Below are 22,204 nucleotides of genomic sequence, written 5' to 3'. Positions count from 1 at the left end.
CAAGCCTCCCGGCCCTCCTGGCCCTCCTGGCCTTCCTGGCTCTCCTGGCTCTCCCGGGCCTCTTGGCCCTCTCGGGTTGCCCGGGTCGCTGGGGTCTCCCAGGCCTCTCGGTCCTCCCAAGCCTCCCGGCCCTCCTGGCCCTCCTGGCCTTCCTGGCTCTCCTGGCTCTCCCGGGCCTCTTGGCCCTCTCGGGTTGCCCGGGTCGCTGGGGTCTCCCAGGCCTCTCGGTCCTCCCAAGCCTCCCGGGCCTCTGGAGTCTCTTGGGTCTCTAGGCTCTCCTGGGCTTCCTGGGCTTCCTGGGCTTCCTGGGCTTCCTGGGCTTCCTGGGCTTCCTGGGCTTCCCGGGCCTCTGGGCTCACCCAGGCCTCCCGGCTCTCCCGGGCCTCCCGGACCACCGCCCAAGACGCCCCCGCGGGGGCCGTCACGGTAGGCCCGTGGGTGTCGGGAGTTGGTCGGAGGCGCTACTCACGGAACCGGTCCCACAGCTTCGGGTAGCGCTGGGCGAGCGCCCCGTCGTCCTCGAAGTCGACCGGGGTGCCCTCCGGTTCCGCCGGGGCGGCCGGGATGCCGAGGTCGGGGGCGACCGTGCCGGTGAGCTGCTCGTAGGCCTCGTCGGCCGCGTAGCCGAGTTCCTCGCCGTCGCCGTCGACCTCCTCGTCGAAGTCGTCCAGCAGCTCTGCGAGCGAGTCCGGATCGTGCAGGGCGCCCTCGAAGACCTCTCGGCCCTGGCCGATCAGCCAGCACCGGAAGAAGTCGAAGGCGTCGTCGCTTGCCCCGTCCAGGAGCACCCAGGCGGCGCCCCACAGGTCCCAGCGGTAGGCCCGGTTGTACCGGGACTCGAAGTGACGGGCGAAGTCCAGGACCACCTCGGGATCGCAGCCCAGCAGCCGCTCGACGAGCAGGTCGGCCTGCTCCTCCGGATCACCCTCGGCGGCCTCGCGGCTGCCGTCGATCAGCTCCCAGAACTCCGTCTCGTCCATCACGGCTCAAGCATCGGCCCTCGCGCCGGGGGGCGCACGCGGAATGCGGCGGGCCGTCAGGGGCGGTACAGCGCGGCCAGCCGTTCGGCGTCGCGCGCGAAACGCGCCCGCAGCGCCTCGGGGGCCAGCACCTCGACCTCCGGCCCGAGCGCCGTGAGCTGGGTGTGGGCGACCTCTTCGGACTCCACCGGCAGGGTCACCGTCACCCACCCGCTCCCGTCGCCGCCGGCCGCGGCCCCGACGGCCTCCAGCGCCGCCCGGGCCGGCACCGGCCCCACGGCGTGCGGCAGCCGCCGCAGGCCCTCCTCGGACAACCGCACCACCACCTCGGCCCGCAGGACGGACCGCGCGAACTGCGCGGCCCGCTCCTCCCAGAAGGCGGGCAGGTCGAAGCCGCCGTCCCGTTCGAAGCGCTTCTCCGCGCCGGCGTCCACGGCCGCGAAACGGTCCACGCGGTAGACCCGGAAGGAGCCGGGCCCCACGACCCGTGCGCACAGGTACCACACGCCCGCCTTGAGCACGAGCCCGTACGGCTCCAGTTCCCGCGCGACCTCCTCCTCGCCGCGCCGGTAGCACGCGGTGATCAGCCGGTCGTCCCACACCGCCTCCGCGACCGCCGGCAGCAGCTCGGGCGTCCTCGGCTCGCGGAACCAGTCGGGCGCGTCCAGATGGAAGCGCTGCGCCGCCGTACGGGAGGCGTCGCGCAGGGAGGGCAGCAGGGCCGCGGACACCTTCAGCCGGGCGGCCGAGGCGGCGTCCTCAAGCCCCATCTCGCGCAGCGCCCCCGGAACACCGCTGAGGAAGAGCGCCTCCGCCTCACCGCGGTCGAGCCCGGTCAGCCGGGTGCGGTAGCCGCCGACCAGCCGGTAGCCCCCGGCCCGCCCCCGGTCCGCGTACACCGGCACACCCGCCTCCGACAGCGCCTGCGCGTCCCGTGTGACGGTCCGCTCCGACACCTCCAGCTCCCGGGCGAGTTCGGCGGCGGTCATGGCGGGCCGCGACTGGAGCAGCAGCACCATTTTGATCAGACGGGCGGCACGCATACGGCCATCATGCCGGGGCCACCGACGACGAAGGGGCACGGCCTCGGCCGTACCCCTTCGTCGTCATGCGGCGTGCCTCACAGGCCGTACTTCTCCCGCGCCTCCTTGACCGCCGAGGCCTTCACCTCACCGCGCCGGGCGAGCTGGGCCAGGGCGGCGGCGACGATCGACTGCCCGTCGACGCCGAAGTGGCGGCGGGCGGCGTCACGGGTGTCCGACAGACCGAAGCCGTCGGCGCCCAGCGAGGTGTAGTCCTGCTCGATCCACTGCGCGACCTGGTCCGGGACCTGGCGCATGTAGTCGGAGACCGCGAGGACCGGGCCCTCGGCGCCCTGGAGCGCCCGGCGGACGTACGGCACCCGCTCCTCGCCGCGCAGCAGCGCCGCGTCGGCCTCCATGGCGTCCCGGCGCAGCTCGCCCCAGGAGGTCGCGGACCACACGTCGGCGGCCACGCCCCACTCCTCGGCGAGCATCCGCTGGGCGTCCAGCGCCCAGTGGATCGCCGTGCCGGAGCCGAGCAGCTGGATCCGCGGCGCGTTCGCCGGGACCGTCAGGCCCGCCGACTCCGCCGTGTTGAAGCGGTACAGGCCCTTGACGATGCCCTCGTCGACGCCGGGGACGGACGGCTTGGCGGGCTGCGGCAGCGGCTCGTTGTAGACCGTCAGGTAGTAGAAGACGTCCTGGTCCTCGCCCGGCTCGGCCTGGCCGTACATGCGGCGCAGACCTTCCTTGACGATGGCCGCGACCTCGTAGGCGAACGCCGGGTCGTAGGTCAGCGCGGCCGGGTTGGTCGCCGCGATGACCGGCGAGTGGCCGTCGGCGTGCTGCAGACCCTCACCCGTCAGCGTGGTGCGGCCCGCGGTGGCGCCGACCAGGAAGCCGCGGCCGAGCTGGTCGCCGAGCTGCCACATCTGGTCGGCCGTGCGCTGCCAGCCGAACATCGAGTAGAAGATGTAGAAGGGGATCATCGCCTCGCCGTGCGTCGAGTACGACGACGAAGCGGCGATGAAGTCGGCCATCGAACCGGCCTCGGTGATCCCCTCGTTGAGGATCTGGCCGTTCTTGGCCTCCTTGTAGTACATCAGCTGGTCGCGGTCGACCGGCTCGTACGTCTGGCCCTTGGGCGAGTAGATGCCGAGCGAGGGGAACAGCGACTCCATGCCGAAGGTGCGCGCCTCGTCGGGGACGATCGGCACCCAGCGCTTACCGGTCTCCTTGTCGCGGACCAGGTCCTTGACCAGGCGGACGAACGCCATGGTGGTGGCCACGCTCTGCGAGCCGGAGCCCTTGTCGAAGGCGGCGAACGCCTTGTCGGCGGGGGCGGGCAGCGGCGCGACCGGGTGGACGCGGCGGGCCGGGGCCGGGCCGCCGAGCGCCGCGCGGCGCTCCTGGAGGTAGCGGACCTCGGGGGAGTCGGCGCCGGGGTGGCCGTAGGGGACCTGACCGTCGGCGAAGGCGCTGTCCGGGATGGGCAGGTCCAGCAGATCGCGCATCTGCTTGAACTCGTCCGCCGTCAGCTTCTTCATCTGGTGGTTGGCGTTCTTCGACGCGAAGCCCGTACCGAGGGTGTGGCCCTTGACCGTCTGGGCCAGGATCACCGTCGGGGCGCCCTTGTGCTCCAGGGCGGCCTTGTAGGCGGCGAAGACCTTGCGCGCCTCGTGGCCACCGCGCGAGAAGTGGAAGCACTCGATGATCTTGTCATCGCTCAGCAGCTTCGCCATCTCGGCCAGCGCCGGGTCGGCCCCGAAGAAGTCCTGGCGGATGTAGGCGGCGTCGCGGGTCTGGTACGTCTGGATCTGCGCGTCCGGTACCTGGCGCAGCCGGCGTACCAGCGCGCCCGTGGTGTCCAGGGCGAACAGCTCGTCCCAGGCGGAACCCCACAGCGTCTTGATCACGTGCCAGCCGGCGCCGCGGAAGAGGGCCTCCAGCTCCTGCACGATCTTGAAGTTGGCGCGGACCGGGCCGTCCAGGCGCTGGAGGTTGCAGTTGATGACGAAGGTGAGGTTGTCCAGGCCCTCGCGGGAGGCGAGCGTCAGCGCGGTGGTGGACTCCGGCTCGTCCATCTCGCCGTCACCGAGGAACGCCCAGACGTGGGAGTCGGAGACGTCCTTGATACCGCGGCTGGTCAGGTACCGGTTGAACCGGGCCTGGTAGATGGCGGAGATCGGGCCGAGGCCCATCGACACCGTCGGGAACTCCCACAGCCAGGGCAGGCGGCGCGGGTGCGGGTAGGACGGCAGGCCGTTGCCGCCGGCCTCCTGGCGGAAGTTGTCCAGGTGCTGCTCGGACAGCCGGCCGTCGAGGAAGGCACGGGCGTAGATGCCCGGCGAGGCGTGGCCCTGGATGTACAGCTGGTCGCCGGAGCCGTCGCCCTCCTTGCCGTGGAAGAAGTGGTTGAAGCCGGTCTCGTACAGCCACGCCGCGGAGGCGAAGGTGGCGATGTGACCGCCGACGCCGTACTTGCTGCCGCGGGTCACCATCGCCGCCGCGTTCCACCGGTTCCACGCGGTGATCCGGGCCTCCATGGCCTCGTCACCGGGGACGGCCGGCTCGGCGGCGGTCGGGATGGAGTTGACGTGGTCCGTCTCGAGAAGCTTGGGCAGGACGACGCCGGCGCCCTCGGCGCGCTCCAGCGTCCGGCGCATCAGATACGCCGCACGGTGCGGCCCGGCCGCCTTGGTGACGGCGTCCAGGGAGGCCTGCCATTCGGCGGTCTCCTCGGGGTCGCGGTCCGGGAGCTGATCGAGCTCGCTCGGCTGGATGGCGTTGGGGTCGGTCATGTCGCCGCCTTCCTCAGTCGAAGGGGGTTCCCTCATCGGTAAGGGTTCGGGGTGCCCTAGGTCTTTGGCAGGACAGGGCATGAGGCTCTGGTGGAAGCCCAGCGGAGACTCTAACTCCCTGATCGATGATCGATCAAAGGGTTCAAGCGTAAAACCCTTCGATTTCGAGAAAGTCGGCACCCGGTGCCTTGGAAACGGGCACGCGGTGCCGACTTTTCGAAGGGTTTTCGCAGGTGAGCGTACAGGTGCTCGGCTGCCTCAAGCGCGCGGCGCGCAGCCGAGAACGTGCGACTTGACCAGTTCGGCGATCCGCGGATCCCGCCGCTTGAACGCCTGCACCAGTTCCTCGTGCTCCTCTGCGTACGACTGCTGGACCGTCCCCAGCCAGCGGATCGACAGCGCGGTGAACACCTCGATGCCCAGGCCCTCCCAGGTGTGCAGCAGCACCGAGTTCCCGGCCGCGCGGACCAGCTCGCGGTGGAAGGCCACCGTGTGCCGCACCTGGCCGGTGCCGTCGGACCTGCGGTCGGCCTCGTACAGCGCCGCCACGTGCGGTTCCAGGGCCGAGCAGTCGTCCGCCAGCCGCTCGGCCGCCAGCTCCGCCGCGATGGCCTCAAGACCGGCCCGGACCGGGTAGCTCTCCTCCAGGTCGGCGGCGGTCAGGTTGCGCACCCGCACGCCCTTGTTCGGCGCCGACTCGATCAGCCGCAGCGACTCCAGCTCGCGCAGCGCCTCCCGCACCGGCGTCTGGCTGACCTCCAGCTCGGTGGCGATCCGCCGCTCCACGATCCGCTCGCCCGGCTTCCAGCGCCCGCTGACGATCCCCTCCACGATGTGCTCGCGGATCTGTTCGCGCAGCGAGTGGACGACGGGCGCGGTCATGGAGGGCTCCTTCAAGGGGGGACCCACGGGCCCCCGGGGGGCGTTCGACGTTTAGACAATACGGCTGTCAGCGTCCGGCGGAAGGGCGCATACGGGCGCTTTCGTGCAGGTGAGACGAGACTTACACGCCGTCATGGCCAAGAAACGGCAAACGCGACGCCCCCGCCCGGAAGGTTCCGGACGGGGGCGCCGTACTGCTGGGTCCCGGGTGACGGGATCAGAGGCCGAGCTCGACCTCGAACTCGCCCGCCTCCAGGATCGCCTTGACCGCCGTCAGGTAACGGGCCGCGTCGGCGCCGTCCACCAGGCGGTGGTCGTAGGAGAGGGTCAGGTAGGTCATGTCGCGGACGCCGATGACCGTGCCCTCCTCGGTCTCGATGACGGCCGGGCGCTTGACGGTGGCGCCGATGCCGAGGATCGCGACCTGACCCGGCGGCACGATGATCGTGTCGAACAGCGCGCCGCGCGAACCGGTGTTGCTGATGGTGAAGGTCGCACCGGACAGCTCGTCCGGGGTGATCTTGCTGGCCCGGACCTTGCCCGCCAGGTCGGCGGTGGCCTTGGAGATACCGGCGATGTTGAGGTCACCGGCGTTCTTGATGACCGGGGTCATCAGGCCCTTCTCGGAGTCCACCGCGATACCGACGTTCTCGGTGTCGAAGTAGGTGATGGTCCCCTCGGCCTCGTTGATCTTGGCGTTGATGACCGGGTGGGCCTTCAGCGCCTGGGCGGCGGCCTTGACGAAGAACGGCATCGGGGAGAGCTTGACGCCCTCGCGCGCCGCGAACGAGTCCTTGGCCTGGGCGCGCAGGCGCATCAGGCGGGTCACGTCGACCTCGACCACCGAGGACAGCTGGGCCTGCTCGTGCAGCGCCTTGACCATGTTGTCGCCGATGACCTTGCGGATCCGCGGCATCTTCACGGTCTGGCCGCGCAGCGGGGAGGCCTCCAGGACCGCGGCCTTCTTCGCCGGGGCGGCCGGAGCGGCCGCGGCCGGGGCGGCGGCGGCCTTCGCGGCCTCGGCCGCGGCGAGCACGTCCTGCTTGCGGATACGGCCGCCGACGCCGGTGCCCTTGACGGTGGCCAGGTCGACGCCGTTCTCGGCGGCGAGCTTGCGCACCAGCGGGGTCACGTACGCGCCCTCGTCGGTCGGCTGGGCGGCGGCCGGAGCCGCAGCCGGGGCCGGGGTGACCGGGGCGGGCGCGACCGGCGCGGGAGCCGGGGGCGCGGGCTGGACCGGAGCCGGAGCCGGAGCCGCGGGGGCTGCCGGAGCCGGGGCCGGAGCCGGGGCCGGAGCGGCGGCCGGAGCCGGGGCGGCCGGAGCCGGAGCGGCACCAGGGGCGCCGATGACGGCGAGCTTGGCGCCGACCTCGGCGGTCTCGTCCTCACCGACGACGATCTCCAGCAGCACACCGGAGGTGGGCGCCGGGATCTCGGTGTCGACCTTGTCCGTGGAGACCTCGAGCAGCGGCTCGTCGGCCTCGACGGTGTCGCCGACCGACTTCAGCCAGCGGGTGACGGTGCCCTCGGTGACGGACTCGCCGAGCGCGGGCAGGACCACGTCCGTGCCGGTGGCGCCGGCGGGGGCCGCCGGAGCCGCGGGGGCGGCCGGAGCCGCGGGGGCGGCAGCGGGGGCCGGGGCGGCCGGGGCCTCGGCGACCGGGGCGGGAGCCTCGGCGGCGGCCGGGGCCGGGGCCGCGGCGGGGGCACCGGAGCCGTCGTCGATGACGGCCAGCTCGGCGCCGACCTCGACGGTCTCGTCCTCGGCGACCTTGATGGAGGCCAGCACACCGGCGGCGGGGGAGGGGATCTCGGTGTCGACCTTGTCGGTCGAGACCTCGAGCAGCGGCTCGTCGGCCTCGACGCGCTCGCCCTCGGCCTTCAGCCAACGGGTGACAGTGCCCTCGGTGACGCTCTCGCCGAGCGCCGGAAGGGTTACGGAAACCGCCATGGTTTCGGTTGCTCCTAACGAATTACGGAAGTCTGTGTCGTCGCGCCCGATGACGTGAAGCGTCAGTCGTGGGAGTGCAGCGGCTTGCCGGCCAGGGCCAGGTGGGCCTCGCCGAGCGCCTCGTTCTGGGTCGGGTGGGCGTGGATGAGCTGGGCCACCTCGGCCGGCAGCGCCTCCCAGTTGTAGATCAGCTGGGCCTCGCCGACCTGCTCGCCCATGCGGTCGCCGACCATGTGGACGCCGACCACGGCACCGTCCTTGACCTGGACGAGCTTGATCTCGCCCGCGGTCTTGAGGATCTTGCTCTTGCCGTTGCCGGCCAGGTTGTACTTCAGGGCGACGACCTTGTCCGCGCCGTAGATCTCCTTGGCCTTGGCCTCGGTGATGCCGACGGAGGCGACCTCCGGGTGGCAGTACGTCACCCGCGGAACACCGTCGTAGTCGATCGGAACGGTCTTCAGACCGGCCAGACGCTCCGCCACCAGGATGCCCTCGGCGAAGCCGACGTGCGCAAGCTGGAGCGTCGGGACCAGGTCACCGACGGCGGAGATGGTCGGGACGTTGGTGCGCATGTACTCGTCGACGAGGACGTAGCCGCGGTCCATGGCGACCCCGGCCTCCTCGTAGCCCAGGCCCTGGGAGACCGGGCCGCGGCCGATGGCGACGAGCAGGACCTCGGCCTCGAACTCCTTGCCGTCGGCCAGGGTGACCTTGACCCCGTCCTGGGTGTACTCGGCCTTCTGGAAGAAGGTGCCCAGGTTGAACTTGATCCCGCGCTTGCGGAAGGCGCGCTCCAGCAGCTTCGAGGAGTTCTCGTCCTCGACCGGGACGAGGTGCTTCAGGCCCTCGACGATCGTGACGTCGGTGCCGAAGGACTTCCAGGCGGAGGCGAACTCGACGCCGATGACACCGCCGCCCAGGATGATCGCGGACTTCGGCACGCGGTCCAGGACGAGGGCGTGGTCGGAGGAGATGATGCGGTTGCCGTCGATCTGCAGGCCCGGCAGGGACTTCGGCACGGAACCGGTCGCCAGGAGGACGTGGCGGCCCTGGATCCGCTGCCCGTTGACATCGACGGAGGTGGGGGAGGACAGCCGGCCCTCACCCTCGATGTAGGTCACCTTGCGGGACGCGATGAGTCCCTGAAGGCCCTTGTACAGGCCCGAGATGACGTCGTCCTTGTACTTGTGGACGGCGGGCACGTCGATGCCCTCGAAGCTGGCCTTCACACCGAACTGCTCGCTCTCGCGGGCCTGGTCGGCGATCTCGCCCGCGTGCAGCAGGGCCTTGGTGGGGATGCAACCCCGGTGCAGGCAGGTACCGCCGACCTTGTCCTTCTCGATCAGGGCGACGTCCAGGCCCAGCTGCGCCCCGCGCAGGGCCGCGGCGTAACCACCGCTGCCACCGCCGAGGATCACTAGGTCGAAAACGGTGCTGGCGTCGTTCGCCACGTCACGTCCTCCATGCATGTGCGCCGTACGCCGGTCGTCGGTGACCGGCAGGCGGCTGGTGTCCGGCCGCTTGAGTTTCGGCCCTTCGGTGGGGGCCCTGTCCTGCCGACGCCCATCTTCGCACTTGTCGGGAGTGAACGAGACGCGGGGCTGGAGTGTGATACACCCCACGTCGCGTGGGCGCGAGCGGCGCCCACGCGGCACGGCCGTCGTCCGGCGTACCGGACGACGGCCGTGGGACGAATCAGCCGAGGTCGCCGGCGGCGGCGAGTTCGGCGAGACGCACGAGCGTGCGGACCGCCGAACCGGTGCCGCCCTTCGGCGTGTAGCCGAACGGACCGCTCTCGTTGAAGGCCGGGCCCGCGATGTCGAGGTGCGCCCACGTGATGCCCTCGCCGACGAACTCGCGCAGGAACAGGCCGGCGACCAGCCCGCCGCCCATGCGCTCGCCCATGTTGGCCAGGTCGGCGGTGGGGGAGTCCATGCCCTTGCGCAGGTGCTCCGGCAGGGGCATCGGCCACGCCGCCTCGCCGACCTCCTCCGCGGCCTCGTGGATGGCGGAGCGGAACGCGTCGTCGTTCGCCATGATCCCGAAGGTGCGGCTGCCCAGCGCCAGCACCATCGCGCCGGTCAGCGTGGCCACGTCCACGATCGCGTCCGGCTTCTCCTGCGAGGCGGCCCACAGCGCGTCCGCGAGGACGAGCCGGCCCTCGGCGTCGGTGTTGAGCACCTCCACCGTCTTGCCGCTGAACATGCGCAGCACGTCGCCGGGACGGGTGGCGGAGCCGGAGGGCATGTTCTCGGCCAGCGCCAGCCAGCCGGTCACGTTGACCTCGAGGCCGAGCCGTGCGGCGGCGACGACGGCGGAGAACACGGCGGCGGCACCGCTCATGTCGCACTTCATCGTCTCGTTGTGGCCGGCCGGCTTGAGCGAGATGCCGCCCGAGTCGTAGGTGATGCCCTTGCCGACCAGGGCCAGGTGCTTCTTCGCCTTGGGGCTCGTGTACGACAGCTTGACCAGCCGCGGGGCCGACGCCGAGCCGGAACCGACGCCCAGGATGCCGCCGTAGCCGCCCTTGGCGAGTGCCTTCTCGTCGAGCACCTGCACCTTCAGGCCGTGCTCCTTGGCCGCCTCCTGCGCGGCGGCGGCGAAGGCGGCCGGGTTCAGGTCGTTCGGCGGGGTGTTGATCAGGTCGCGGGCGCGGTTGAGCTCCTCGGACACGGCGGTGGCGCGCTCGACGGCCGCCTTGTACGCCTTGTCGCGGCCCTTGCCGCCGAGCAGCACGGCCTCGCCCAGCGGCGCCTTGCCGTTGCGGGACTCGGCGTCCTTGCCGTTCTCCTTGTAGCTGTCGAAGGAGTACGCGCCGAGCAGCGCGCCCTCGCCGACCGCGGCGGCGTCGGCGGCGTCCGTGACCGGCAGCGCGAAGCCGGCCTTCTTCGACCCGGCGAGGGCACGGGCGGCCGCACCGGCGGCCCGGCGCAGCGCCTCGGCGTCGTAACCGGAGTCCTTCTCGGGCCGCGGGCCGAGGCCCACCGCGAGCACGAGCGGGGCCTTGAAACCGGACGGCGCGGGCAGCTTGGTCACCTCGCCCTCGGCACCGGAGGCGCCGAGGGTCCCCAGGACGCCGGCGAGCTTGCCGTCGTACGCCTCGTCGACGGCCTCGGCGCCCGGTGCTACGACCAGGGCCCCAGACTTCGATCCAGAGTCCTTGGCGACACCGACCACGATCGCGTCGGCCCGCAGGCCGGGCGCCGCGGTGGTGCTGAGAGTGAGAGCAGTCACGGTGGTGAAATCTCGCTTCCCTGTGAAAGGTGGTTGGCCGAATTCGGGTGGGTCGACCGGGCCCGACCATAAGTCCTTCGTACGGTGCGGTCTTCACCCGGGCAGGCAAACACCCGGCACGAGCCTACGCGCGTCACGGCGCCGACGGCGGTGGCGGGAGGCCCGGACCATTGACCGGGTGGGCAACTTCCCTGCGCGGCAATGGAATCGGCGATGATCGTCGGATGTACGTCCGTCACGGCACCCAGGAGCCCGCCCGTTGAGAGCACTGATCCCGCGCGTCCTCGCGCCGACTGCGGCACTCCTGCTGCTCGCGGGCTGCGCCGCCCACCAGGACGGTGCCGGCGGCGGCGACAGCCGCGGCGACGGTGCCGCCCGCCCGGCCGCCGGGCGCTGGCAGCCGCGCCCGGGCACGAGCTGGCAGTGGCAGCTCAGCGGCCGTCTCGACACCTCCGTACCGGCCGAGGTCTACGACATCGACGGCTTCGACCACTCGGCGGCCACGGTCGCCCGGCTGCACCGCGAGGGCCGCAGGGTGATCTGCTACCTCTCGACCGGCGCCTGGGAGGAGTTCCGGCCGGACGCGGGGAGGTTCCCGGCCTCCGTCCTCGGCCGGGGCAACGGCTGGAAGGGCGAGCGCTGGCTCGACATCCGCCGTACCGACGTCCTCGAACCCCTGATGGCGGCCCGCCTCGACATGTGCCGCGAGAAGGGCTTCGACGCGGTGGAGCCGGACAACATGGACGGCTACAAGAACCGCACCGGCTTTCCGCTGACGGCCGCCGACCAGCTCCGCTACAACCGCCTGGTGGCGAAGCTGGCCCACGACAGGGGCATGGCGGTGGGCCTGAAGAACGACCTGGACCAGATCCCGCACCTGGTGGCGGACTTCGACTTCGCGGTCAACGAACAGTGCGCCCAGTACGGCGAATGCGCCGAACTGGAGCCCTTCGTCGCGGCGGGCAAGGCGGTGTTCCACGCCGAGTACGAACTGTCGACGAGCCGCTTCTGCGCGCAGTCCCGGCGGCTGAGCCTCAGCTCGCTGCTGAAGAAGTACGAACTGGGGGCGTGGCGCCGGACCTGCTGAACCGCCCGGCTCAGCGCAGGGCCAGGACGACCAGCACCGTGGTGGCGGCCGTCTCGGCGAGCGCGCCGAAGACATCGCCCGTCACACCGCCGAAGCGGCGCGTGCAGTGGCGCAGGAGAAGTTCGGCGGCGGCCAGGGCGGCGACCACCGCCAGCGCCGTGAGCACACAGGCGTGGGCGCCGAAGAACGCGCCCGCCGCCGCGGCGGCCGCCCCGACCACGAGCGCCGCGCCGATCGCGCCCGGCACCGGGACCACCCCGGCGACCGCGGCCCCCAGCCCCTCCGGCCGTGCGGCCGGCACCCCGGTGCGGGCGGCCAGCGTCAGGACCAGCCGGGCGACCGTCGCCGAGACGACGGCGGCGAGCGCGCCGCGGGCCCAGGAGCCGTCGTAGGCCCGGGTCAGCGCGGCCACCTGGGCGAGCAGCACGAACACGAGCGTGATCACCCCGAAGGGGCCGATGTCCGACTGCTTCATGATCCGCAGCGCGTCCTCGGCGGGCTTGCCGCTGCCGAGCCCGTCCGCGGTGTCGGCGAGCCCGTCCAGATGCAGTCCGCGGGTCAGCGCGGCGGGCACGGCGACGGTGGCGACGGCGGCGAGCGGTGCGCCGACGCCGGCGAGGAGCAGCAGCAGTCCCACGGCCGCCGCCGCCACCCCGACCACGAGTCCGGCGAGCGGCGCGCAGAGCATCCCGCCGCGCGCCGCCTCACGGTCCCAGCGGCTCACCCTGACCGGAAGGACGGTGAGGGTGCCGAAGGCGAACCGCGGCCCGTGCGGCGAGGGGATCCTGAACACGCGGGCAGACTACGGGACCTGCGCCGGCCCCCCGGCGGGCGGGCGGGCGACCGGAGAAGGCGGCACACTGCCTACATGGGGCACTGGCTGGAGCGGAACATCGTCGAACCCGGCAAGCTGCCCCTGCTCCTGGCGCTGGCCGCCTTCGTCCTCACCTTCGTCGTCACCCGGGTGATCACCCGCCTGATCCGCGCCGGGAAGGGCCCCTTCGGCAACGTCAAGGCGGGCGGGCTGCACATCCACCACGCCGTGCCCGGCGTCGTCCTCACCATCCTCGGCGGTTTCGGGGTGGTCGCAGGCAGCGGCCGGCACGCCGCCGCGACGGCGGCCTTCGCGGTCGTCTTCGGCGTCGGCGCGGGCCTCGTCCTGGACGAGTTCGCGCTGATCCTGCATCTGGACGACGTCTACTGGACCGAGTCGGGCCGCAAGAGCGTCGAGGTCGTGGTACTCACCGCGGCGCTGGTCGCCCTGGTGCTCGCCGGTTTCTCCCCGTTCGGCGTCAACAACCTGTCCCAGGCCGAGTTGCAGGACCGCGGGGCGGTCATCACGAGCGTGGTCGTGAACTTCGTCTTCTCCCTGGTCGCCCTGAGCAAGGGCAAGGGCCGCATCGCCCTGTTCGGCGTGATCATTCCGTTCGTCGCGCTGTTCGGCGCGATCCGTCTGGCCCGCCCCGGCTCCTACTGGGCCAGGCGCTTCTACCGACACCGCCCGCGCGCCCTGGCCCGCGCCGGCCGGCGCGCCGACCGGCACGACCGCCGCTGGTCCGGCCCCCGCCGGGCGTTCCAGGACTGGATCGGCGGCAAACCGGACCAGCGGCCGGCCCGCCTGCCCGGGCGCAGATGACGCCGGGGCGCGTGGCACCCGGTGCCGGGCCGCCGACAGCGCGCACAGGAGCAGCACCCCCGCGATCGCCGCCAGGTGCTCCTTGCCGGCCAGGTTCTGCTTCAGCCCGACCTCAAGCGCCATGGCCGCGGTCACCGCGCCCGCCGTGACGTATGCCCCGTAGCGCCAGCCGACGTAGACCGCGAGGCCCACCACGGCCGCCGACGGGCCGGTGTCCACCACCTGCGCGTCCGTGCCGGGCAGGCCGAGCGGGTGGTGCGGGCCGAGGGCGACGCCCAGGCGCGCGTACAGGGTTCCGGAGAGCGTGGCGACGTAGGCGACGGCGAGGGTCCGCGGCCGGCCCAGGCAGATCTCGGCGATGCCGAACACACACAGGATCTGCGCCAGCGCGCCCCACACCGGCAGGTCGAGCGCGGGCACGAACAGCGACAGGGGAGTGCGCAGCAGCGCGAGCCACAGCGGCTCCTCCGCCCTTACGGCCCCGAGGTGCTGGACCAGGCCGTAGCCCCAGGACTGGTTCTGCACCAGATGGAGCACCGCCGTCAGGCTCACCGCTCCGGCGGTCATCGGGACGGCCCGCAGGCGCCGCTTCGGCAGCGGCTCGCGCACGGTGGCGTACAGCAGCCCCCATTCGGCGCGCGCCCAGCGGGCCAGTGCGGTCATCCGTGCGTCTCCCAGTGCCCTCGGTGCAGCCACTTCGGCGGTTCCGGCGGCTCCAGGAACCCCTCCGCGCGCGCCGCCGCGAGGCCGATGCGCAGCAGGTCCGCGCTCTTCTCGAAGAGCAGGAACCGCGGCTCCCAGATGGGCCGGTACTTGGCGTTCGCCCGGTACAGCGACTCGATCTGCCACCAACGGGAGAACAGTCCGAGCAGCGAACGCCACAGCCTCAGCACCGGTCCGGCGCCGAGGCGCGCCCCCCGTTCGAAGACCGAGCGGAACACGGCGAAGTTGAGCGAGACCTGGGTGATCCCGATTTCCCGGGCGCTGCGCAGCAGGTCGAGCACCATGAACTCCATGAGCCCGTTGCCGGCGTGCCGGTCGCGCCGCATCACGTCCAGGGACAGCCCGTGCGGTCCCCACGGCACGAAGGACAGCAGGGCCCTCAGCTCGCCGTCGGCGTCATGGCACTCCAGCATCACGCACTGCCCGTCCCGCGGGTCGCCGAGCCGGCCGAGCGCCATGCTGAAGCCGCGTTCGGTGGGGCCGTCCCGCCAGTCGTCCGCCCGGTCGACCAGGTACGCCATCTCGTCCGCGGGGATGTCCTCGTGCCGCCGGACGCGCACCGAGTACCCGGCCCGACCGACCCGGTTGTAGGCCTGCCGCACGGTCCGCATCGCCCGCCCCTCCAGGGTGAAGCCGTCGACCTCGACCACGGCCTCGTCGCCCAGTTCCAAGGCGTCGAGACCGTGCCGCGCGTACACCGTGCCGGCCTCCTCGCCGGCGCCCATCACGGCCGGGCTCCAGCCGTGCGCCCGCGCCTCGGCCAGCCATCCCTCGATGGCGCCGGGCCAGGCCTCCGGGTCGCCGAGCGGGTCCCCGGACGCCAGGGACACCCCGCCAAGGACGCGGTAGGCGACGGCGGCCTTGCCGGTCGGCGACCAGAACACGCTCTTGTCCCGGCGCAGCGCGAAGTAGCCGAGCGAGTCGCGCTCGCCGTGCCGCTCCAGCAGCTCCCGCAGCCGCCTCTCGTCGTCGGCGGTGAGCGGGTCGACGGCGCGGCGGGAGCGGAAGGCGGCGTACAGGACGGCGAGGACCAGGGCCGTGGACAGTACGTTGATCGACACGTTCACCCAGTTCGGGGTGTGGATGTCGGGGAAGCGGGCCTCGGAGGCGGCGACCGAGACCAGCCGCAGCGTGCCGTAGTGCCAGCGCTGGAGGTACGTCGAACGGGCCGCGTCCGCCGCCTGGTTGGTGACCGTCACCAGCAGCGCGGCGAGCAGCGAGGAGGCCAGCAGCCCGCCGAGGCCGACGGCGGCGGCGAGCCGCGGGTTGGCGCGGTCGCCCTTGGCGTAGAACTCGCGGCGGCCGAGCAGCAGCGCGGCGACGAAGGCGGCGGTAAGGGCCAGGGAGATCCAGTTCTGCGCCGAGCGGCGGATCTCCGGGAACGTCATGGTGAACGCGAACAGCGTGAGGAACGGCCCGGACAGCGCCAGGTTCAGGATCCAGGCGGCCCGCTTGCGCCGCCGCATGGTGATGGCCAGGAACGCGGCGAACACGCCGGAGGCGAAGCCGGCGGTCAGCAGGTACGGCGTGAAGAGGTCCTCCTGGTTGTGCCGCCGCACGTCCTGCCCCAGGGAGACCCATGCCGCGCTGAGGAAGTTGACGAACGCGACCGCCCGCAGGTACCAGACGGCGAACGCGGCCGCCCGCCGCGAGGCCCCGCCGCCCGGCCGTCCCGCCTCGGCCACGCGAACCGGGCCCTGCTCCTCACGCACGGCAATTCGGGCATCTCCCATGAACAGTGATCATATGGGCGCAGCCCCAGCGAACGTCCCTTTTCACCCGCCGTCCGTGCGCGACGCGGCCCGCTGTTGGTGGGTGCCGGCGCCCGCTGCGCGTGGGTGGCCATCCGGTCCTTCGCGGCTGATCGCCGTGTTCCGGTGCGGATCCGGGGGCGACGTTGCGCCGAGGCTGGCGGCCGGCGGCCGGCGGGCGTGCGTGGCTTGGTGGCGTCGGGGTTGCGCCTCTGCCGGGCTGTGTCCGTGCCGCCCTGGCCGGGGGCTGGCGCCCGGCCGGGGTGGGTTCCGTCGAGGGCGCGGCCCGGCCGTGCCGGTGGGCGGCGCCCCATGAACGTCCTTTCGCCGCGGCGGGCGGGCGACGAGGGCGTCCGGCCGGGCGGTGCCGGTGGGTGCCGCCCAGGTGGGCGTCCCTTCGTCGCGGTCGGCGGGCGACGGGGGTGCGTGGCTCGGGTGACGTCGGGGCTGTGCCGGGCTGTGCCCGTGGCGCCCTGTCCGGCGGCCGGCAGCCGGCCGGGGCGGGTTTCGTCGAGGAGGCCGGGGCGCGTTTCGTCGAGGAGGAGGGGTGTCGGCTGTTCCGCCGGGGCCGGTACGCGCGCGCGTCCGGCCCGTGTCGTGGACCGGACGTGCGGCTACTCCTCGGCTGCCTTCTCCTCGGTCTTCCCGTCTTCGGCTGCCTTGTCCTCGGTCGCCCTGGCCTCCGAGTCGTCCGAGTCGTCCGAGTCGTCAGGGTTCTCCGGGCGCTCGGGCAGCTCCGCGGCCAGTGCGGCGGCGCTCTGCACCAGGGGCAGCGCCAGTAGCGCCCCCGCCCCCTCGCCGACCCGTAGGCCGTGGTCCACGAGCGGCTCCAGCGCCATCCGGTCCAGGGCCTTGGCCTGGCCCGGCTCGCCGCTGGCGTGGCCGGCCAGCCACCAGTCCGGCGCCCGGAACGCCACTCGCTGCGCCACCAGCGCGCACGCCGCCGACACCACGCCGTCCAGGATCACCGGCAGCTTCCGCACCGCGCACTGCAACAGGAAACCCGTCATCGCGGCGAGGTCGGCTCCGCCCACCGTGGCCAGCAGCTGCAACTGGTCCCCGAGAACGGGCCGGGCCCGCCGCAGCGCGTCCCGGATCGCCGCGCACTTGCGCATCCACGCCAGGTCGTCGATCGGCTCGCCGCCCCGGCCGGTCACCACCGAGGCGTCCGTCCCGCACAGCGCGGCGATCAGCACGGCGGCCGGAGTGGTCCCGCCGACGCTGATGTCGCCCAGTACCACCAGGTCCGTACCGGAGTCGGCCTCCTCGTCGGCCACCGCCGCACCCGCCCGGAAGGCGGCCTCCGCCTCCTCGAGGGTCAGCGCGTCCTCGACGTCGACGCGCCCGCTGCCGCGCCGCACCCGGTGCCGTACGACGTCCTCGGGCAGCGACTCGGGCGCGCAGTCCAGCGCCATGTCGACCACCCGCACCGGCACGCCGAGCCGCCGGGCCAGCACGGACACCGGCCGGCCGCCCTCCAGCACCGCCCGTACCAGCCGCTCGGCACTGCCCGCGGGGCGCACCGACACACCCAGTTCCGCGACCCCGTGGTCGCCGGCGAACAGCACCGCCTTCGGCCGTTCGACCGGCCGCACCGGTACGGCCGACTGCGCCGAGGCCAGCCATTCACCCAGGTCGTCCAGGCGGCCCAGCGCACCGGGCGGCACGATCTGACGCTCCCGGCGCGCCTCGGCGTCACGGCGCAGTCCGCCGTCCGGGCGCTCGATCAGATCGGTGAAGTCGTCGAGATTCAGCGAGCTCATTCGCCGAACAGTACCGGCCCTGATCCAACCGGGCGGCGCCACATCGCCACCACACCCGTACGGCGTCTTTCCGGCCAAGATCCGGATCCCATACGTTCCCTTTGCAGTGACTTGTTCCGCAGTGACCCACCGGGAGCCGCCCATGCCGCCCCTGCCGTACGCCCCGGGGTTCTACGACCCGCGCCGCCTCGCGTACGCCGCCGAACTCGCCCAGGGCACCGGCCGTTTCCAGGAGCCGCCCCGTGTGGACTGCCCGTGGTGCGGCTCCGGCCGGCTGCGCACCCGGCTGCGCGCGCCGGACCTGCTCCAGCACAAGCCGGGCACGTTCGCCGTCGACGAGTGCCTGGACTGCGGCCACGCCTTCCAGAACCCCCGGCTCACGACGGCCGGACTGGCCTTCTACCACCGGGACTTCGACGAGGACGCCCCGGAGGGACTCGCGGCCCCGGTGCTCGCCGCCCGCCGCGGCCGACGCCGGCACCGGTCCGACGCGCGCCTGATGAGCACCGTGGGGGAGCCGGAGAGCTGGCTGGACGTCGGTACGGGCCACGGCCACTTCCCCGGGGCGGCGCGGGAGGTGTTCCCGTACACCGCCTTCGACGGCCTGGATCCCACCCAGCGCGTGGAGCGGGCCCGCGAGCAGGGGTGGGTCGAGGAGGCCCATGTCGGGCACCTGGCCGACCCGCACATCGCGGAGCGGCTGCGCGGGCGCTACGACGTGGTCAGCGTCTTCCACCACCTGGCCCATGTACCGGACCCCCGCGCGGAGTTGCGGGGCGCCCTTACCGCGCTGCGCCCCGGCGGGCACCTGCTGATCGAACTGCCCGACCCGCACTGCGTGCCCGCCCGGCTGCTCGGCAGGTGGTGGCTGCCGCACGGCCAGCCGCGCCATCTGCACCTGCTGCCGCTGGACAACCTCCGTGCGGAACTGGAGTCCCAGGGCTGCACCATCCTCGCCACCGACCGCCGCACCCCGCACAGACCCAACGACCTGTCCGCGGCCGTCGCCCTGCTCCTCGCGCACGTGCTGCCCGCCGACGCCCCCTGGCGCGACAACCCGTCCACCGGCCTCCCACCCACCCTGCGCACCGCCCTGACCGCCCTCGCCGGCCCCCTGGTGGGTGCGGTGGCGCTCCTGGACCTCCTCCTCTCGCCCCTCCTGCGGCGCGCCCCCGGCCTCTCCAACACCTACCGCGTCGTCGCCCGCCGCCCCTTGTCCTGACCGGCCCTCCACCCGGCCCTCCGTCCGGCCGGCCGCCTGAACCGGGTCAGCCGCGCAGCACCAGTGCCTGGCCGGCCACCACCAGCAGGACGTGTTCGCACTCTGCGGCGAACGCGGCGTTCAGGCGGCCGAGTTCGTCGCGGTAGCGGCGACCGGAGGCGGTGGCGGGGACGATGCCCGAGCCGACCTCGTTGGAGACCGCCACCACGGTCCGCCGGGTGGCGCGCAGGGCGTCGGTCAGGGCGGTCACCCGTTCGCGCAGGGCGCGTTCGCCGCCGCCCGCCCACTCGGCGTCGTCCCAGGCGCGGACGGAGTCCATCGCGTCGGTCAGCCACAGCGACAGGCAGTCGACGAGCAGCGGCGGGCCGTCCTGCGCCAGCAGCGGCACCAGGTCGCACGTCTCGGTCGTGCGCCACGAGCCCGGCCGCCGGTCCCGGTGCGCGGCCACCCGGGCCGCCCACTCGGTGTCCCCGCCGCGGGTGCCGCCGGTGGCCACGTACAGCACGCCGGGAAAGGTCTCCAGCCGCCGCTCGGCCTCCACCGACTTGCCCGACCGCGCCCCGCCGAGCACGAGCGTGCGCAGGGGCACGTCCGGTACGCCTGGTCCACCCTCGTATGCCCCGACCGTCAGCGTCGTACCGTCCGGCACGGCCCGCGCCCCCGCCGCCGCGAGGCGCCGGCGCAGCTCCGGACCCGGCGGCACGTCGTGATCGAGGTGGACCGCGACGACGTCCGTGGCCCGCCCCGCCGCCCCGACCGCCCGCAGCTTCGCCAGCGCGTCGGGGCGCCCCAGCACGTCCGACAGGACCAGGTCGTACGTCTCCGCGGAGCCCTCCTCCAGGCCGGCCGGCGCGCCGCCCGGCGGCAGGTACAGCAGCCGGCGCCCGTCCGGGCCGGTCACCGCGTACCCGGTGCCGGGGGCGTCCAGGGCCACGGCCCGCACCCGATGCCCCGTCAGCAGCGTCAGCTCCCGCCCGTCCGGCACCCGCCCCGGCTGCGGCAGCCCGGCCGGCACCTCGACCACAGGCCCGTCGTGCGGGTGGGAAAGCAGCACCTGCGCCACGCCGCCCAGCGAATGCCCCGCCCGCGCCGCCGCGAACGCGGCACCGGGGGTCAGGTCCAGCAGCAGCGCCCCGTCCACGAGCAGAGCGGTCGCCGCCCGCGCGTCCGCGCCGCGCGCGGTCGCGCAGGCCGCGCAGGGACAGTCGGGGCGGGGCAGTCCCGCGGGGGCACCGGTGCCGAGCAGAGTCACATCCACGGACCCGATTTTCGCCTGCCGCCGCGGGTCCCGCGCATCCGGCCCGGGTCTGTCCGGCGGATCGGGGCCCGGGGAGCGCGGCGCCGGCCGCCGACCCGGGCGGGCGTGGCTGATCCGATGTACGGGGGCATGATCCACCGCACGGGCGGGAAGCTCACGAGAGGCCCTAGGCTGCGGGCAGCGGGCCGGATCGGGTCCGGCCCGCGCTGTGCAGTGTGCTCACACCAGGGAGGCGTACATGGCGGCATGGACGTGGCGGTTCGAGACGGCCGACGGGACGGAGGTCCAGCCCGCGGTGCAGCCCGAGGAGTTCACCACGCAGGGCGACGCCGAGTCCTGGATCGGGGAGAACTGGAAGGCCCTGCTCGACGGCGGCGCCGACCAGGTGTGGCTGTTCGAGGACGCGAAGGAGATCTACGGCCCGATGAGCCTGCACGCGGACGAGGCCTCGGCGTAGGCGGGCCGGGCGGCCGCCGGTGGCCGGCCGCCCCCGCTCACTGCTCGCCCAGCGTCACGTCCACCGTCTTCTGGCTGCCGTTGCGCGAGAACGTCACCGTGGTCCGCTGGCCCGGCCGGTCGGTGGCGAGCGCCTCCGACAGCGAGGTGATGGTGGTGATGTCCTTGCCGCCGACCTTGGTGATGATGTCCCCGGACCGGATGCCCGCCCGCGCCGCGGCCCCGCCGGCCTTCACGTCCACCACCGCGACCCCGGCGGGCTCGTAGTCCGTGTCGACGACGGTGCGCCCGGTGATGTTGAGTGCGGCCCTGCCGGAGTTGACGACCTTGCCGTACCGCACGATCTGGCCGGCGATCGTCTTCACCGTCGACGCCGGGATCGCGAAGCCGATGCCGGGCGCCGCGCTGCCCCCGAGCTGAGGGTCGGCGGCGGCGAGGGTCGGGATGCCGATGACCTGGCCGTTCAGGTTCACCAGCGCACCTCCGCTGTTGCCCGGGTTGATCGCGGCCGACGTCTGCACCATGCCGGCGATCGTGGCCCCCGTGCCGCCGTCGCTCCCCTCGCTGACGGTGCGCCCGGTCGCCGACACGATCCCCTGGGTCACGCTCGACGACAGCCCCAGCGGCGAGCCCATGGCCAGGACGATCTGCCCGACCTCGACCTTCCCCGACTCGCCGAAGGTGGCCGCCCTCAGCCCGCGCGGCACCTTGTCCAGCTTGACGACGGCGAGGTCCTCGTCCGGGTAGGAGGAGACCAGCGTGGCGGTGAGCGACGCCTCGCTGTTCGCCGTGGTCACACGGAACGTCTTCCCGGTTCCGACGACGTGCGCGTTGGTGACGATGTGCCCCTTGTCGTCGTACACGACCCCGGAGCCCAGCTGGTTGCCGGACTGGATCTGCACGACCGACGGCAGTGCCTCCTTGATCACCCGCATGTAGTCGTTCTGCAGGTCGTTCGTCGAGGCCGCGGCGGGCCGGCGGGCGCCGACGGGGTCCGGCGAGCCGGAGGCGTCCTTGGACGCGGTGGCCGTCGCCTGCGGGCCGGCCGCGCTCTGGCACCCGGACAGCAGCGCTGCGCAGCAGACGCAGGCGGCGAGCAGAACGATCGGCCGCGGAGCACGGACGAGGGCACGCGCGGGGGAGACATCCATGCCCCGAGTCTCGCCGCACGCTACGCCCCCGGCTTGCGGTACTCGCCCGAACGAGCGACGGCCATCGGCGGTCGGCGATGCATCTCGCACGGGTGCGGCCGAGCGGTCTGGCGGCGTGCCCCCGCGGTGCGGCCGGTGGTCTGCCGCGCTCCCTGCACGGGTGCGGCCGGTTGTCGGCGGCGTCCCCGCACGGGTGCGCTGGTCGTCAGTGGCCCACTCGGCACAGGTGCGGCTGGTGGTCAGGGCGCACCCTGCCCGGGTGCGGTCGGGGTGTCTGCGGTGCCCCC

The 22,204-nt window shown here is 73.3% G+C and carries 17 protein-coding genes and 1 pseudogene; 4 read left to right on the top strand and 14 right to left on the bottom strand.

The window, feature by feature from the left end; translation table 11 throughout:
- The 8 genes from ACIQFZ_RS11910 to ACIQFZ_RS11875 form a co-directional block, all read right to left on the bottom strand.
- Positions 1 to 359: hypothetical protein (locus ACIQFZ_RS11910; RefSeq protein WP_402691144.1), on the bottom strand; the 359-nt coding region annotated here is incomplete at its 3' end.
- A 102-nt stretch (positions 360 to 461) separates the two neighbouring features.
- The gene (locus tag ACIQFZ_RS11905) at positions 462 to 980 is read right to left on the bottom strand and encodes a DUF4240 domain-containing protein (protein ID WP_365437864.1); all 519 of its coding nucleotides are present in this window, start codon (positions 978 to 980) and stop codon (positions 462 to 464) included.
- 56 nt (positions 981 to 1,036) lie between these two features.
- Positions 1,037 to 2,023, bottom strand: coding sequence for a helix-turn-helix transcriptional regulator (locus tag ACIQFZ_RS11900; protein ID WP_402691143.1), 987 nt, complete (start codon positions 2,021 to 2,023; stop codon positions 1,037 to 1,039).
- A gap of 77 nt (positions 2,024 to 2,100) precedes the next feature.
- On the bottom strand, positions 2,101 to 4,803 hold the full coding sequence (gene aceE, locus ACIQFZ_RS11895) for a pyruvate dehydrogenase (acetyl-transferring), homodimeric type (protein ID WP_402691142.1): 2,703 nt from the start codon (positions 4,801 to 4,803) through the stop codon (positions 2,101 to 2,103).
- Between the two features lie 258 nt (positions 4,804 to 5,061).
- A complete protein-coding gene (locus tag ACIQFZ_RS11890; RefSeq protein WP_225074357.1) occupies positions 5,062 to 5,685 on the bottom strand; it encodes a GntR family transcriptional regulator in 624 nt (207 codons plus the stop codon).
- 217 nt (positions 5,686 to 5,902) lie between these two features.
- Positions 5,903 to 7,636: a 2-oxoglutarate dehydrogenase, E2 component, dihydrolipoamide succinyltransferase gene (gene sucB / locus ACIQFZ_RS11885; protein WP_402691141.1), complete on the bottom strand. Its 1,734-nt coding sequence runs from the start codon at positions 7,634 to 7,636 to the stop codon at positions 5,903 to 5,905.
- Positions 7,637 to 7,698: 62 nt separating this feature from the next.
- Positions 7,699 to 9,087: a dihydrolipoyl dehydrogenase gene (gene lpdA, locus ACIQFZ_RS11880; RefSeq protein WP_141361564.1), complete on the bottom strand. Its 1,389-nt coding sequence runs from the start codon at positions 9,085 to 9,087 to the stop codon at positions 7,699 to 7,701.
- Between the two features lie 244 nt (positions 9,088 to 9,331).
- Positions 9,332 to 10,870: a leucyl aminopeptidase gene (locus ACIQFZ_RS11875; RefSeq protein WP_365774462.1), complete on the bottom strand. Its 1,539-nt coding sequence runs from the start codon at positions 10,868 to 10,870 to the stop codon at positions 9,332 to 9,334.
- A gap of 259 nt (positions 10,871 to 11,129) precedes the next feature.
- Between ACIQFZ_RS11875 and ACIQFZ_RS11870 the strand changes: the two genes are divergently transcribed.
- Complete coding sequence (locus tag ACIQFZ_RS11870) at positions 11,130 to 11,957, top strand: endo alpha-1,4 polygalactosaminidase (protein WP_402691140.1); 828 nt, start codon at positions 11,130 to 11,132, stop codon at positions 11,955 to 11,957.
- A 10-nt stretch (positions 11,958 to 11,967) separates the two neighbouring features.
- On the opposite strand, the gene ACIQFZ_RS11865 is transcribed toward ACIQFZ_RS11870, so the two are convergent.
- Entirely contained in the window at positions 11,968 to 12,750 is a 783-nt protein-coding gene (locus ACIQFZ_RS11865) for an adenosylcobinamide-GDP ribazoletransferase (protein WP_383056169.1), read from the bottom strand.
- Between the two features lie 75 nt (positions 12,751 to 12,825).
- Here ACIQFZ_RS11865 and ACIQFZ_RS11860 point away from each other — a divergent pair, with 75 nt between their 5' ends.
- On the top strand, positions 12,826 to 13,593 hold the full coding sequence (locus ACIQFZ_RS11860) for a hypothetical protein (protein ID WP_365422486.1): 768 nt from the start codon (positions 12,826 to 12,828) through the stop codon (positions 13,591 to 13,593).
- An 18-nt stretch (positions 13,594 to 13,611) separates the two neighbouring features.
- Here ACIQFZ_RS11860 and ACIQFZ_RS11855 read toward each other — a convergent pair.
- The 3 genes and pseudogenes from ACIQFZ_RS11855 to cobT form a co-directional block, all read right to left on the bottom strand.
- A pseudogene (locus ACIQFZ_RS11855) lies at positions 13,612 to 14,256 on the bottom strand (hypothetical protein); the annotation flags it as partial.
- Positions 14,253 to 16,049 carry a phosphatidylglycerol lysyltransferase domain-containing protein gene (locus ACIQFZ_RS11850; RefSeq protein WP_383056166.1) on the bottom strand — a complete coding sequence of 599 codons (1,797 nt, stop codon included), beginning with the start codon at positions 16,047 to 16,049 and terminating at the stop codon, positions 14,253 to 14,255. The gene ACIQFZ_RS11850 and the pseudogene ACIQFZ_RS11855, both read right to left, overlap by 4 nt.
- A 632-nt stretch (positions 16,050 to 16,681) precedes the next feature.
- On the bottom strand, positions 16,682 to 17,830 hold the full coding sequence (gene cobT, locus ACIQFZ_RS11845) for a nicotinate-nucleotide--dimethylbenzimidazole phosphoribosyltransferase (protein WP_402691139.1): 1,149 nt from the start codon (positions 17,828 to 17,830) through the stop codon (positions 16,682 to 16,684).
- Between the two features lie 142 nt (positions 17,831 to 17,972).
- Between cobT and ACIQFZ_RS11840 the strand changes: the two genes are divergently transcribed.
- Positions 17,973 to 19,052 carry a class I SAM-dependent methyltransferase gene (locus ACIQFZ_RS11840; protein ID WP_402691138.1) on the top strand — a complete coding sequence of 360 codons (1,080 nt, stop codon included), beginning with the start codon at positions 17,973 to 17,975 and terminating at the stop codon, positions 19,050 to 19,052.
- A 46-nt stretch (positions 19,053 to 19,098) separates the two neighbouring features.
- Here the strand turns inward: ACIQFZ_RS11840 and ACIQFZ_RS11835 are convergent, their stop codons facing one another.
- Positions 19,099 to 20,310: a bifunctional adenosylcobinamide kinase/adenosylcobinamide-phosphate guanylyltransferase gene (locus ACIQFZ_RS11835; protein WP_365422497.1), complete on the bottom strand. Its 1,212-nt coding sequence runs from the start codon at positions 20,308 to 20,310 to the stop codon at positions 19,099 to 19,101.
- A 238-nt stretch (positions 20,311 to 20,548) separates the two neighbouring features.
- On the opposite strand from ACIQFZ_RS11835, the gene ACIQFZ_RS11830 reads away from it, so the two are divergent.
- Positions 20,549 to 20,767 carry a hypothetical protein gene (locus ACIQFZ_RS11830; RefSeq protein ID WP_141361578.1) on the top strand — a complete coding sequence of 73 codons (219 nt, stop codon included), beginning with the start codon at positions 20,549 to 20,551 and terminating at the stop codon, positions 20,765 to 20,767.
- A 37-nt stretch (positions 20,768 to 20,804) separates the two neighbouring features.
- On the opposite strand, the gene ACIQFZ_RS11825 is transcribed toward ACIQFZ_RS11830, so the two are convergent.
- The gene (locus tag ACIQFZ_RS11825) at positions 20,805 to 21,917 is read right to left on the bottom strand and encodes a S1C family serine protease (protein WP_383056156.1); all 1,113 of its coding nucleotides are present in this window, start codon (positions 21,915 to 21,917) and stop codon (positions 20,805 to 20,807) included.
- Positions 21,918 to 22,204: the final 287 nt, after the last annotated feature.

Origin of the sequence: Streptomyces sp. NPDC093064, assembly GCF_044754605.1 — a bacterium.
GTDB lineage: Bacteria > Actinomycetota > Actinomycetes > Streptomycetales > Streptomycetaceae > Streptomyces.
Note: the sequence above shows the minus strand (reverse complement) of the source record. Positions and strands in the feature narration are given on the sequence as shown.